The 13,439-nt window shown below is 67.3% G+C and carries 9 protein-coding genes and 1 riboswitch; of the genes, 2 read left to right on the top strand and 7 right to left on the bottom strand.

Annotation, left to right across the window (positions count from 1 at the left end; all coding sequences use genetic code 11):
* Positions 1–2: 2 nt before the first annotated feature.
* The 5 genes from EV647_RS04910 to EV647_RS04890 form a co-directional block, all read right to left on the bottom strand.
* Positions 3–638, bottom strand: a complete 636-nt coding sequence (locus EV647_RS04910; protein WP_133999026.1) for an urea amidolyase associated protein UAAP2 — start codon at positions 636–638, stop codon at positions 3–5.
* On the bottom strand, positions 635–1,288 hold the full coding sequence (locus EV647_RS04905; protein ID WP_133999023.1) for a DUF1989 domain-containing protein: 654 nt from the start codon (positions 1,286–1,288) through the stop codon (positions 635–637). Before EV647_RS04905 ends, EV647_RS04910 begins: the two co-directional genes overlap by 4 nt.
* The gene (locus tag EV647_RS04900) at positions 1,285–2,868 is read right to left on the bottom strand and encodes an amino acid permease (protein WP_133999020.1); all 1,584 of its coding nucleotides are present in this window, start codon (positions 2,866–2,868) and stop codon (positions 1,285–1,287) included. The genes EV647_RS04905 and EV647_RS04900 overlap by 4 nt, the downstream gene beginning before the upstream one ends.
* Positions 2,869–2,924: 56 nt before the next feature.
* Positions 2,925–3,057, bottom strand: a riboswitch (guanidine-I (ykkC/yxkD leader).
* A 97-nt stretch (positions 3,058–3,154) separates the two neighbouring features.
* On the bottom strand, positions 3,155–4,093 hold the full coding sequence (locus tag EV647_RS04895; protein ID WP_133999017.1) for an NAD(P)-dependent oxidoreductase: 939 nt from the start codon (positions 4,091–4,093) through the stop codon (positions 3,155–3,157).
* Between the two features lie 70 nt (positions 4,094–4,163).
* Complete coding sequence (locus EV647_RS04890) at positions 4,164–5,564, bottom strand: serine hydrolase (RefSeq protein ID WP_238177034.1); 1,401 nt, start codon at positions 5,562–5,564, stop codon at positions 4,164–4,166.
* A gap of 37 nt (positions 5,565–5,601) precedes the next feature.
* On the opposite strand from EV647_RS04890, the gene EV647_RS04885 reads away from it, so the two are divergent.
* Positions 5,602–6,498 (top strand): diacylglycerol kinase family protein, encoded by an 897-nt coding sequence (locus EV647_RS04885; RefSeq protein WP_133999011.1) that lies wholly within the window; start codon positions 5,602–5,604, stop codon positions 6,496–6,498.
* Here EV647_RS04885 and sigJ read toward each other — a convergent pair.
* On the bottom strand, positions 6,472–7,329 hold the full coding sequence (gene sigJ, locus EV647_RS04880; protein ID WP_133999008.1) for an RNA polymerase sigma factor SigJ: 858 nt from the start codon (positions 7,327–7,329) through the stop codon (positions 6,472–6,474). The two genes, EV647_RS04885 and sigJ, sit on opposite strands and share 27 nt — an antisense overlap.
* Before the next feature lie 77 nt (positions 7,330–7,406).
* Between sigJ and EV647_RS04875 the strand changes: the two genes are divergently transcribed.
* Positions 7,407–7,775 (top strand): DoxX family protein, encoded by a 369-nt coding sequence (locus tag EV647_RS04875; RefSeq protein WP_133999004.1) that lies wholly within the window; start codon positions 7,407–7,409, stop codon positions 7,773–7,775.
* Here the strand turns inward: EV647_RS04875 and pulA are convergent.
* Positions 7,772–13,423: a pullulanase-type alpha-1,6-glucosidase gene (gene pulA / locus EV647_RS04870; RefSeq protein WP_133999001.1), complete on the bottom strand. Its 5,652-nt coding sequence runs from the start codon at positions 13,421–13,423 to the stop codon at positions 7,772–7,774. The genes EV647_RS04875 and pulA overlap by 4 nt on opposite strands.
* Between the last annotated feature and the right edge of the window lie 16 nt (positions 13,424–13,439).

Below are 13,439 nucleotides of genomic sequence, written 5' to 3'. Positions count from 1 at the left end.
CGTCACCACCGGCCCAGCAGCTGGATCGGCGTCGGGTCCCAACCGTTACAAGGATTGTTGACCTGCGGACAATTGCTGATCAGCACGAACAGGTCGCGGCTCGCGGTGATCTCGACGTACTTGCCCGGGGCGGACAGGCCGTCCTCGAACGTGAGGCCGCCGCTCGACGTCACCGGCACGTTCATGAAGAAGTTGACGTTGTGGGTGAGCTGCCGCTGGCCGATGCCCGCCCGCGCTCCGTAGCGCAGGAACGTCTGGCGGCAGGCATGCTGATGCCGCGTGGACTCGCCGTACCGGATGACGTTGCTCTCCTGCGAACAGGCGCCGCCGACGGTGTCGTGCCGGCCGCAGGTGTCGTCGGTGATCACCGCGAGTTCGTCGAGCCTGGTCGACATCAGGCGTGATCCGGTGGTCAGGAACACGGCCCGCTGCTCGCGGATCGTGTCGAACGCGGAGTACCGGTTGTCGATGTCATGGGCGTCGTAGAACAACGTGTCCACGGCCTGGTTGCCGTGAAGGTCGACAATCTGCAATCGACCGCCTGATGGCACAGTCACGAGGGCGCCGTCGCCGGCGTCGACCACGGTGTCCAGCGCGACGGCCGTTGAGGTGGCAGCGGTCGTTTTGGTGATGGTCATGCGATCAGCTCCCGGGTCAGGCGCAGCGCGCGGATCGCTTCCTTCCGGAGTTCGGGATCCGGTGCGGGATCTCCGGTGTGACCTCCTGTGTGATCTTCGGAGTGATCAGGTGTTTCGAGCCGTACGGCGACGCTCGCGGCGCGGCCGTCGGACAGCGCATGGGGGGCGGTCGAGACGAAGATGAGGAGGTCCTGGTCGGCCCGGAGCGTGACTGTGTCACCTGCGTGGCCGTGGTCGGGTACGTAGGTCAGGGAGGCGCGTGGGTCGTCTGCGACGGAGACCTTGCTGAAGAAGTTGATGCAGGCGTGCAGGTCCGCCTCGCCGAATCCGTGTTTGGTGAGTTCGAGGAGGAGGAGTTGGTCGGGGAGAGCTCCGGTCAGGCAGTCGTGCCAGTCAAGGCTGGAGGCGGTGACGGTTGCCAGCGCCAGGCCGCGATCCGACATCAGGACCATGCCTGGCTTGATGCGGGCCGACATCTGCGATTTCAACGTGTCCGGGATGTTGAGCCGATCGAGACGGTCGGCGCCGATGATCAGCATCGTCGCGTTCGCACCGTCGGCCAGAGCGGTCAGCGTTACGGTGCGCCCCGCCCGCACCGGCGCCGACCACGCGGCGGCGCCCGGAAGCTCGTGCTCATGATCGAGAGTCATGCGCTGGCCCCTTCTGCTTCGACGGCCGGTGCGGTGGTGGGCACGGGTACGCCGATCGAGGCGTAGTAGGCGCTGCGCTGGGTCCGGTAGGCGAGGAGACCGCCGACGGCGACCACCCCGAGGGTGATCAGCGGGAGGTACTGCAGATACCAGCCGTCACCGGCCGGGTCGTACACCTCGGCGCGTGGCCAGCCGAGGTTGATCGCCATCGCGAGGCCGTAGGCGACCGCAACAATGTTGACAATCAGACCAAACCGTCCGAGCGAGAACAGCGGCCGTCCGTTCTCGTCCACTCCGCCGGGCAGTCCGCCGCCGGTGAAACGGCGTACCAGCAGAGGCGTCGTGACCATCAGGTAGGCGACGTACAGCAGCATGATGCAGACGCTTGCGAGACCGAGGAACAGGCCCGCGTTTCCCACGTTCACGACGAGGCAGACACCGGCAAGAACACCAGGCACCACCGTCGCAGCGACCGGCGTGCCGGTCCGCGTGGACACCATGCGCAGCTGCCGCGATCCCGGCAGCACGTTGTCGCGTGCCATCGAGAAGATCATCCGGGCCGCCGCGGTCTGAATCGCCAGCGTGCACACGCAGACCGCGAGCGCGACGTCGAGGAGCAGCAGCTTGCCGGCCGTCGTACCGAGCCGGCTCGTCAGCACGTAGGGGAGGCCCTGGGTGGCGAGATCTCCGTCGGTCAGTGACGGCGCGGCCATCAGTGCCGCGACGATCAGGAAGGCGCCGCCGATTCCCGAGGCGGTGACCGCCCGGATGATCGTCCGTGGCGTCGTCGCGCGCGGCTTGTGCGTCTCCTCCGACAACTCGCCCGCGCTGTCGAAACCGACCAGCACGTACGCCGCCATCAACGCCGAGATCAGCAGCGGTACGACGTACCCGGTGCTGCTGTCGAGATTCGTCGTGTGCAGTACGACCGACGGACCGCGCTCGGCTCTGGTTGTCAACAAAACAACGATCAACACGACGCCGACCAGTTCGCAGGTCACGCCGACCGAGTTCACCACCGCGGTGATGCGGACGCTGGTGGCGTTGAGCGCAGTGGTGGCAACGAGCAGCAGGCAGCCGAGAAGTACGGCGTTCGCGGCGCCGTCCTTCGACGCGAGAGCGGGATCGCTGCCGACCAGCTGGAAACCGGGCCAGACCGCGGGCAGCACGACCTGCAGCGCGATCGCCGCCGTGGCCAGCGTGATGATCTGCGCGATCACCATGGTCCAGCCCGCGAACCACCCGACGACAGCACCGCCGAGACGACGGGCCCACTGGTAGATCGCTCCGGACAAGGGGTACCGGGCGGCGAGCTCGGCGAAGCACAACGCCACCATCAGCTGACCGGTGAGAACCACCGGCCAGGTCCAGAAGAACGCCGTACCGCCGAAGCCGAAGCCCAGACCGAACAGCTGGAACACAGTGGTGAGGATGGAGACGAACGAGAAACCGGCCGCGAACGACGCGTAGCTGCCGACGCGGCGCGAGAGCTGCTGCGCGTAGCCGAAGTGGCCGAGATCGCGTGCGCCGAGCTGATCGCTGCTGAGAGTTTCCGTGGGTGCTGTGCTGGATCCTGGCATTCGGGCCTCCGCTGCATCGGGCCCAGGAACGCGCACGGCAGCCCGGGGCCATCAAGGCCTCCCGGGCTTTTGTCCCGCCGTGGAGCGGTGCGGTCACGATTGCCTCAACGACAGTGACTGCACCGCCTCCCCTCTCGGACCAGTCCTGCCGTCAGATCGACCAGCAGCGGAACCCTAGGGGCGCCCCGCCGTCCCGGCGGGTCTGTTCCAGTTCAGGACGAGCCGGTTTCGGCAGCCGTCCTGGTGTGTAACAGCGAAGTAAATGAATCCTCTCACCAGTTCCGCCTCAGAGCCCGTGGCGGAAACCTTCGCGCCAGGACGCATAGCCGGGCTGCCAGTCGAAGGTCTTCTTGGCGAGGGTGTTGTCGGCGCCGCGGATCTCGGTGAAGGCGGCCACACCGACGTCGCCGGCGGCGAGGCGGCCGAGCCAGGTCGGGACGCGTCGCGGCGCTTTCGCACCGAGGATCCTGGCGAACTCGGGCAGCCAGACCGCCGCCTGCGCCGGGTCGTCGTCCGCGACCTGGAACACGCCGGTGACGTCGCTCTCGATCGCCTTCACCGTCGCCGCGGCCGCGTCGTCGTAGTGGATGAAGGACCAGACCCCGGTGCCGTCGCCGATCAGCGGGAGCCGGCGCTTCTGGATCATCTCGACCATCGACCCGCCCTTGCCGATGTCGCCGGTCGGGCCGTAGAAGTTCGCGTACCGCAACGCGACGCCCTCGATCCCTTCGGTGTTCAGGGCTGCCGACTCGAGGTGCTTGATCCCGGCCATCGTCTGCCGCTGGGCGGGCACCGGGTTCGGGTCGAGCGGGTCTGCCTCGGTCTTCGCGGCGGATCCGCCGTGCTCGAGGTTCCAGCCGGCGTACGACTGGACGACGAACCGTCGTACGCCGGCCGCCTGGGAGGCCGCGAGCAGATTGTCGGTGCCTTCGATGCGCAGCCGGTTCGTCATCGCGAAGCTGTCGTCGAAGTGCTTGAAGTCGATGCCGCCCTTGAGCGCCGTCATCTGGTGTACGACGACCTCCGGGCGGACCGACTCCACCGCGGCGCGTACCGCGGCGGCATCCAGGCCGTCCGCGAGTACGGCGTCCGCACCGAACGACCGCACCTCGGCCGCGCCGGACTCGGACCGGGTCATCCCGGTCACCTCGTGTCCGGCCGCGAGCAGCTGCGGTACCAGTGACCGGCCCAGTCCGCCGGTCGCGCCTGCCACCAAAACCTTCATGTCGTCCTCCGTCGTCCGTGATTACGACCCGGAGGACACGCGCCGGTCCCGGCTTGTGACGTGACGTGAATCACTTCTCCGAAGTCAGCCTGAACTCGGTCGGTCCGAAGGAGACGTTGAGCTGACCGTCGACGGTCATCGTGTCGCCGTCGACCTGGCAGCTGATCGTTGCGGCGAACGGGGACTCGACCCACCGGAAGGCCGCGACGAATGCGTTGCCGTCACCGTGCGCACTGGTCACCAGACGCTCGCCGATCTCGGGGCTCGCGTCGTCGACCGTGCCGTGGGCAGTCTGCTCGCGCCACCCGCCCGGCGCGCAGACGACCTCGTGCTGACTCCCGTTGCTGAAGTCACGGAAGCTGAACGTGCCGGTGCCGTCGGGGTCGAGCCGTACGGCGGTCAGGCCGGTCGGGTTGTCCGCCGCGAAGCGGTACGTCTGCCCGTTGCCCGGCGCGGGTGCGGGACCGCTCGGCGGCGCAAGCTCGAGCCGCTCCGGGCGTTGCGTCGCGGCGACCTCCTTGCCCTCGAGGGCCGGCAGCAGGTAGTCCCAGGCGGTGTTGAGGATCGCCTGCATGTCGCTGGTCGCGCTCGTGGTGATGAGCACCGCGTCGTACTCCGGGAAGATCAGGATGAACTGCCCGAACGCGCCGTCGCCGCGGTACGTGTTGTGACGGCCGCGCCAGAACTGGAAGCCGTAGCCCTGTTTCCAGTCCGGGTTCTCCTCGTTGTCGTTGGGGACCTGCTTCGAGGTGGCCGCCTCGAACCACTCGGCCGGGACGAGTGGCTTGCCGTTCCACTCGCCGTGCTGGAGCAAGAGCTGCCCGAAGCACGCCAGGGACTCGGTGTTGACGCTCAGGCCCCAGCCGCCGACGACGATGCCTTCCTTCGACACCTGCCAGGTCGCCTCGGTGGCGCCGAGCGGCTCGAACAGCCGGGGTCGCAGGTAGTCGAGCAGGTTCTCACCGGTGAGCCGCTGCAGGATCGCCGACAGCATGTACGTCGCGCCGCTGTTGTACACGAACACGGTGCCCGGCTCGTGCTGCACCTCGAGTCCGAGGAAGATCTTGACCATCCGGCGATCCCGGCTGAGCGCCTCGACGGTGTCCTTCGAGTGCCCGGTCGTCATCGTGAGCAGGTGCCGGACCTTCATCGCTGCCAGGTTGTCGCTGACCGTCTCGGGCAGGTCGTCCGCGTCGAAGAACGAGATCACCTGGTCGTCCAGCGACAACAGCCCGGCGTCGATCGCCAGTCCGATGCCGGTCGACGTGAAACTCTTCGACACCGAGAACAGCAGGTGCCGGTCCTCCAGCCGGTACGGCGCCCACGCCTCCTCCAGCACCACGTGTCCGTGCCGCACCAGCATCACGGTCTGGATCTCCGGCTGCCCGGCGTCCAGCGCTCCGACGAAACTGCCGAGTGCGGCGGTGGACAGCCCCTGGGCTTCTGGCGTACTCCGTGGAAGTCTGCTCATTCTCAGCACGTTATCTCTTTGAACGGACAAAGATCAGGTGAGTTCTGCCAGGCGGGCAGCCGTCATCGTGAACCCGGTGAAGGTCGACGGCGACGACTTCCGGCGTACCGTCGAGAAGGCGCTGGCCGAGCGGGGGTTCGAGGATCCGCTCTGGCTGGAGACGACCGAGGACGACGCCGGTGTGACGATGGCCCGGCGCGCGATCGACGACGTGGTCGATCTGGTGCTGGTGGCCGGCGGCGACGGGACCGTGCGGGTGGTGTGCGCCGAGCTCGCCCGGACGGGGATCCCGGTGGGGGTGCTGCCGGCCGGGACCGGGAACCTGCTCGCCCGCAACCTCGGGATCTCGCTCGAGCTCGGGACCGCGCTGGCCGAGGTGCTCGACGGCTCGGACCGGCGGATCGACAGCGTGCTGGTCGAAGGAGATCAGCTGCCGACCGACCGCTTCGTGGTGATGGCGGGCCTCGGGCTGGATGCCGCGATCATCGCGGACGCCCCCGACGACCTGAAGAAGCGGGCCGGCTGGGCAGCATATGTCGTGTCGATGCTGAAGAACCTGAACCATCCGTCCGTCCAGGTCGAGATCACCGTCGACGACCAGCCCCCGGTAGGCCGCCGCGCGCGCACCGTGGTGATCGGCAACGTCGGCACACTGCAGGCGAACATCCCGCTGCTGCCGGACGCGATCCCCGACGACGGGAGGATCGACGCGGTGCTCCTCGCCCCGCGCCGGGTCGGTCATTGGCCGCGGCTCGTGCTCGGCGTCGTGATCAAGTCCTGGCGGGAGGAACACCTGCAGCGCTTCACCGGCCGTCGCATCCAGGTCCGGACGGAGCGCACGGTACGGCGCCAGCTCGATGGCGACACCGTTTCCGGCGGCACGTCGCTTACCGCTGAGGTCGACGCGTCAGCCCTGGTCGTCCGGGTGCCCTGACGGCTGGAGGTGGGTCAGCTTCTCGGGGTTCACGATGCCGTGGATCGCGGTGATCCGGCCTTCGGCGATGGTGAACGACCAGACCGCGACGGTGCGGTTCGACCGGTCGTGGATCCGCAGCGCGGGCTGTCCGCCGACATGCACCGCCTCGGTGGTCAGTTGACGGAACTTGCCGAAGACGCCGATGAGCATCCGGGCCACGTTGCCGGCGCCGTGCACCGGGCGGGGGAAGCCGCCCTTGCCGCCACCGTCGCCGGTGAAGGTCGCGTCCGGGGTGAGTACGGCGACGAGCGCCTCCAGCTCACCGTCCTCGGCGGCCGCGACGAACCGTCGTACCATTTCGTCGCGTTCCCGGGGGGACGGGTCGAAGCGTGGTCGATTGTCGGCAATCCGACGGCGGGCGCGGACGGCGAGCTGGCGACAGTTGGCCGGCGTCTTGCCGAGGATGCCGGCGAGGTCGTCGTACGAGTAGCCGAACACGTCACCCAGCAGGAAGACGGCGCGCTGGTCGGGGGTGAGTCGTTCGAGGACGACGAGGAACGCGGTGGACAGCGAGTCCGAGAGTGCGGCGCGGTCCGCGAGATCGACGTACTCGTCGACGGCGGGCTCCGGCAGCCACGGTCCGAAGTACTCTTCCCGCTGCCGCCGCGCCGAGCGCAGTTGGTCGATCGCCAGGCGGGTCGTCACCGTGGTCAGGAACGCCTTCGGTGACGTGACCTCCGGCTCCCGGTGCAACCGCAGGTACGCCTCTTGTACGACGTCCTCCGCGTCCCCGAACGTGCCCAGCATCCGGTACGCGATCGACAGCAGCAGCGGCCTGAGTTCCTCCATCACACCATCACAGACGATCGGGGACGCCTTCCAGTGACAGTGTCACAGCACTGATCTGTCGATCGTCTGCAATCGACATGAATACGATCACTTGGATCTTCAGCGGCGTGCTGGCGGTTGTCTTCACGATCTCCGGCGTGCTGAAGGCCGTCATGTCCCGCGCTCGCCTCATCGCCACCGGTCAGACCGGGATCGCCCCGTTCCCGATGCCGCTGGTCCGCTTCGTGGCTGTCTGCGAGCTCCTGGCGGTGGCCGGCCTGTTCGCGCCGTGGCTGACCGACACAGCCCGCATCCTCACCCCGCTCGCGGCCGTGGGCCTGTGCGTCGTCATGATCGGCGCGGCCACCTCCCACTCCTCGCTGCGCGAGCCCGGCTCGACAGCCGCCAACACCATCCTTCTGGCGCTGGCGGCTTTCGTAGCGGCAGCTCGGTTCGCCGGTCTCTAGTGCTGGACCAGTACGGCGACAGTTCGCGGCGGGACTGTTGCGGTGCCCGTGGCCGAGGACCACGTGGTCTGCTTGACCACTGCGTCGGTGCCGTTGGCTTGGACGGGGGACAAGCTCAGGTTGGCGCCGGTCAGACCGGGCACCTGCTGGGTGACGGTGGAGTTGGTGGAGTTGAAGACGACCACGAGGCCCTTCAGCGCCGGGTCGACGTCCGGGCCGACGGTGTCGTCGACGCGCATCGTGATGACGCCCGGCGTCGTACCGCTCAGGGGGAAGCTCAGTTTCTGATTGATGAGAGCGGCCGACCCGAGGCGGAACAGGGGAGTGGAGAAGCGCAGCTTCAGCAGATCGGCGGCCGCTGCGGACGCCGACGCCACATCGGTCGCCGTGGGCTTCAGGGCCGGGTTGGCGAGGAGAGGCTTCATGTACTGCCACTTGGCCTCGTTGTCGGTCTTCGGCGGCAGGCCGTGACCGAAGCCGTTGTCGGCACCGGTCCAGTCGAGCGTGTTGAACCAGTCACCCGAGTCGTACGAGTTGCGGTCCAGTGACTTGCTCCGCAGCAGGTCCGCGCCGGCGTGCCAGAACGACGGCGTCTGCGCCAGCGCGGTCGTTGCCAGCGACAACGTGTTCATCCGGATCCGGTCCGGCATCGGCAGGTTCGCCGGCAGCTTGTACGTCAGTGTGTCCCACAACGTTTCGTTGTCATGGGCATCGACGTACGTGATCACCTCGTCCGGCTGGTCGGCGTACCCGGCCGGCGAGCCGTTGTAGTCGACCTGATCACCACGGACGTCTGCACCCGACGATGCCGACTTGAACGTGAACGTGCGAAGGTTGCCGGCCAGCCCGAGCTGGACCAGGTCGGTGTCGTGGGCGAGCCGCTTGGCGCGCTCGTCCGGCGTACCGTTCACGGGGTCGCCGTTCGGGTCGCTCGCCTCGCCGGAGCCGAAGCCCTGGATCCGCGGATTGTCGTCGAACGGCCCGCCGCCGCGGACCCCGTCCCGCAGCCGGTCGGAGAACGTCCCGATCCCCGTCCCGCCGAGATTTCCCTGCCTGGCCTGGACGAACAGCGCGTCGTCCGCGACCTCGCCGAAGTTCCAGCCCTCGCCGTACAGGTAGATCGACTTGCCGTCGACGCCGTCCTTGGCGAGCGTCAGCTTGTCGAGCGCGGCGCGGACCTTCAGCATGTTCGCCTTGGTGTGATGGCCCATCAGATCGTATCTGAAGCCGTCCACGTGGTAGTTGCGCGCCCAGCTCACCGTGCCGTCGACCATGATCTTCTCGGCCATCGCATGCTCGGTCGCGATGTTGCTGCAGCAGGTCGAGATCTCGACCTTCCCGGTCGCGTTGAGCCGCTGGTAGTACCCGGGCACGATCTGATCGAGCACCGACGTCGGTGCCTGGCCTGCGGCCGGGGTGTGGTTGAAGACCTGGTCGAGGACGACGCGCAGCCCGGACTTGTGCAGTCCGCCGACCATCGTGCGGAACTCCGCGACGCGTGCCAGGCCATCCCGTTCGGTCGCGTACGACCCCTCCGGCGCGAGCCAATGGAACGGGTCGTAGCCCCAGTTGAACCCGTCCTTCGCAGCCACCGCCGTCACGCACGCCTGCTGCTGCTCGGAGTCGGCCGGCAATGACTTGAGATCGCACGCGGGCGTCTGCTGTCCGGTCTCAGGGATTGATGCAATGTCGAATGTCGGCAATAGGTGCACGGTGTTGAGTCCGGCGGCCTTGAGTGACCGCAGGTGCTTGGTCCCGTTGCCTTCGTCGGCAAAGGCCAGGTAGGTACCGCGGTGCGCGGCCGGCACCGTGTTGTCGTTGATCGAGAAGTCCCGTACGTGCAGCTCGTAGATGGTCGAGTCGACGCCCCGCGCCAGCTTCGGCGAGGGAGTGGTCGACCAGAGCGCCGGTTTACCCGCCGGGTCATTCAGGTCGGCGGCCACGGAGTACGCCGAGTTGGTGGTCAAGGCAACCGAGTACGGGTCCGTGACGACGTTCGTCTCGACCTTGCCGGTGCTGGGTGCGAACACCTTCACCTGATAGCGGTACGACGCGTTCTTCCACGACCGTGGTCCGCTGACCGACCAGGAACCGTCGCCGTTTGTACGCATGGGGATTGTCGACGATCCGATCATCAACCGCACGTCCTGGGCGGTCGGCGCCCAGAGGGTGAAGGTCGGCTTGCCGGCCTGCCACGTCACGCCGTACGAGCGCCCGGTCGCGTTCCCGTAGACGTCGTCGAGCACGCCCGGGATCTGTACGCCGGTCGCGTCGAGCAGACGCCCTGCGTCGTCGTACTGCGCCAGACCGAGCTGACCGGTGAGGATCTTGCGAACGTCCGCGCTGCCGAGTCGCAGCGTCGTGTAGCCCGGTTTCACCTCAGCGGGGTCGTAGCGCAGCGCGGCCGACGATCCGCCGATGTCGTTCGCGTCGATCTTCAGCGAACCGGTGTCCGACCAGTGCAGCCGCCACCGGTACCGCTCCGCGTGATCGACCGCCGGCACGGCGAGGGTGTCGCGATTGATCCAGTACGCCTTCGCCTGGCTCAGGTCCGGCTGTGCACCGGGCTTGGCCGTCGTCACCGTGAGCTGGTGGGTCGCGAGCACGTACGAGAACGTGACGACCAGCCCGTCCGACGGCACCGCGACCGGAACGTTCTGTGCCGGGTAGCTCTCGTCCCAGGACAGGTTGTGCGCCACCTTCGCCTCATAGTTGCCCGCCTTCAGTTCGCTGGTGGACCAGGTGTAGGTCCCGTCGCCGTCCTCGTCGGTCAACCAGGGTCGCATGCAGGAGGGATCCCAGTCGGTCGGACAGCCCAGTTCGGTCTGGAATGTCCCGGGCACCGTGATGATCGGTCCCTGCGCGGTGGACGTGGCGTAGTGCCGTCCGTGCTCGTAGTAGAAGGTGACCGGCGTGGTCGGTGCCGTATACGAGATGTTGGCGCCGTTGGCGACACCACCCGCTCCGTAGTTCTCGTCCCAGGTCTTGTTGATCGCCGCCTTGTACGCGTGCTCACCGGGCGGGAGCGTGTACGTGCCCTTCCAGACCTTGTCCTTCGCGTCCAGCTTCAGCTGAGCCTGCTCGCAGTCCGGAGACCAGTCCGCGGGACAACCCATCTCACTGTTGTGGTCGCCCGGGACAGACACGTTGGCCGGCTGTACGACAGGACCTGTCCCGCCACCGCCACCACCTGGCGCAGCAGCGTCACCAACCACGCCGTACGAGCCGGACACCGAGTAGTTGCCCGAGGCATCCCGCAGTACGGCGCGGTACTCGAGGAGCGTGCCCTTGGCCAGTCCGGACACGTCGTGGAAGACGCGGTACGGCGCGTTGTCGTCGGCACCGAGCCGCTTCCACTCCGTCGTACCCACAGGCCGGTAGCCGAACGTCACTGTCACCGGTGTGTTCGCCGGGACCGCAGCAGCGATCTCAGCACGCCCACCGACTGTGGCACCGGCTTCTGGCGAGCTCATGTACACGCTGGGCGCCTGAGCACCCGCTGGGATCTTGGTCTGAGCCTGGTACACCGTCACCGACAGAGGAGCCTGGCTGACTGCCACCCTGCCCTCACGGTCGGTCTTCACCGACTTCGAGCCGCCGTAGACCGGCTTGAGCCAGGTGTTCGGCCCGTACGTCGGCACTGTCGCGGCAGCCGCTGTCTTCGAGTTGTTCGCGACGACCAGGTACTCGACGTTGTCGCTGCCCAGCCGGCTGAACGCGTACAGACCGTTCAGGTTGGACGAGTACCGGTGCACCTGTCGCCCGTCGGACAGGGCCGGGTACGTGGCGCGCAGCTTCGCCAGGTCCGCGATGTGCTTGTACATCGGCGAGCTGACGTCGTACCTGTCCCTCTTGCCGATGGTCGTCGTACCTGTGCCGTCGACGACCTCGTCGTCCGCATAGTCGTCGGTCTGGGTCGCGAACATGTCCTGCCGCGCGTCCTTGTCACCACCGGGACCTGTGAAGCCCTGCTCGTCGCCGTAGTAGATGACCGGCTGCCCGCGGGTCAGGTACATCAGCGAGTGCGCCAGCTTGTCCCGCGCGAGCAGGTCCTGACCAGCCGCACCACTCTGCTTCAGGAACGTACCGACGCGTCCCATGTCGTGGTTGCCGAGGAACGTCGGCAGCTCGTACGCGTTCGAGTCCGTGTCGGTGTAGTAGTCGTCGTCCGCGTAGAAGTCCTGCAGCTTGGTACTCGGGTCGCCCTTCGCGTACGCGACCGCGCTCTGCTGGAACCCGAAGTCGAGCGTCGCCTGCAGGGCGCCCTTGGTCGTGTACGTCGACATGAACTGCGGGTTCGCGTCGAAGACCTCGCCGAACATGAAGAAGTTCTTCGACCCAGCCCCGCGAGCAGCCGCCAGGATCGCGGGCGAGAACTTCTGCCAGAACTCGAGGTTCACGTGCTTCACGGTGTCGATCCGGAACCCGTCGATCCCGAGCTCGGCCCACGTCTTGTAGACGTCGATCATCCCGTCGCGGACCTTCGGCTGCTCGGTGAACAGGTCGTCCAGCCCGACGAAGTCGCCGTACTCCGCGCTCTCGCCGGCGAACGTCGAGTCGCCGCGGTTGTGGTACAGCGTCGGGTCGTTCAGCCAGGCCGGCACCTTGACGGTTTCATCAGCCGTGCTCCGGAAGACCGGGATGTTGGGGAAGGAGATGTTCTTGTCCAGCGCCGGGAACGTGTCGGTGCCGGCATAGTCCTTGTCGTCGAACACCTTGCCCTGGGCATCTTTGTACGGCGACGTGGACTTCGGGATGTAGCCGTACTGGCCGGACTGGTAGTCGATCACGTCCGCGGTGTGGTTGGTGATGATGTCGAAGAAGACCTTCATGCCCTTGCGGTGCGCGAGGTCGATCAGCCGCTGCATGTCGGCGTTCGTGCCCAGATGCGGATCGATCTGGGTGAAGTCGGTGATCCAGTACCCGTGGTACCCGGCGCTGACGTTCGCGCCGGAGCCCTGCACCGGCCGGTTCTTGAACGACGGGGTCAGCCAGATCGACGTCGTACCCAGAGACTTGATGTAGTCGAGCTTCTGGATCACTCCGGCCAGGTCACCGCCGTGGTAGAAGCCCTTGTCCTTCGGGTCCAGCCCGGTCTTCAGGCGGTCACCGGTGAGTCCGCCGGCGTCGTTCGCCTTGTTGCCGTTCGCGAACCGGTCCGCCATCAGGAAGTAGAACCGCTCCTTGGTGAGGTCCGGACGCAGGCTCGGTGTCGCGAGGGCCTTGTCCGCGGCCGTCACCGTCGACCCGGCGAGATCCACCGGCTTCACCGTCACAACGTGACTGGTGTCGTTGTAACTGAACTGCAGTTTCGCCGGCCCCTCGATCCGCAGCGGGATGTTCGCGCCGTTCAGCACACCCCCGGCGCCGTAGTTCTCGTCCCAGCTCTTGTTGACCGTGACCTTGAACTCGTACGACCCCGCCGGCACATCGAACACCTTCGTGTACGGCGCGCTCGCCCCCAGACTGGACGCGTCGCAGCCCGGATCCCAGTCGGTCGCGCACCCGAGCTCGTTCTGCAACGAGCCCGCGACGGTGATCACCCGCTCCGCCGTCACCTGGGCCGGAGCCGGTGCCGCCGTACCCAACCCCAGTACGACCACAGCGGCCGCGGTGAAACCTGCTGTCAAACGCCTGAACCCGCGCATCACGTGCCCCTCCCCG

It is taken from the genome of Kribbella sp. VKM Ac-2566 (assembly GCF_004366005.1).
In the GTDB taxonomy this organism is placed as follows: Bacteria; Actinomycetota; Actinomycetes; order Propionibacteriales; family Kribbellaceae; genus Kribbella; species Kribbella pratensis.
Note: the sequence above shows the minus strand (reverse complement) of the source record. Positions and strands in the feature narration are given on the sequence as shown.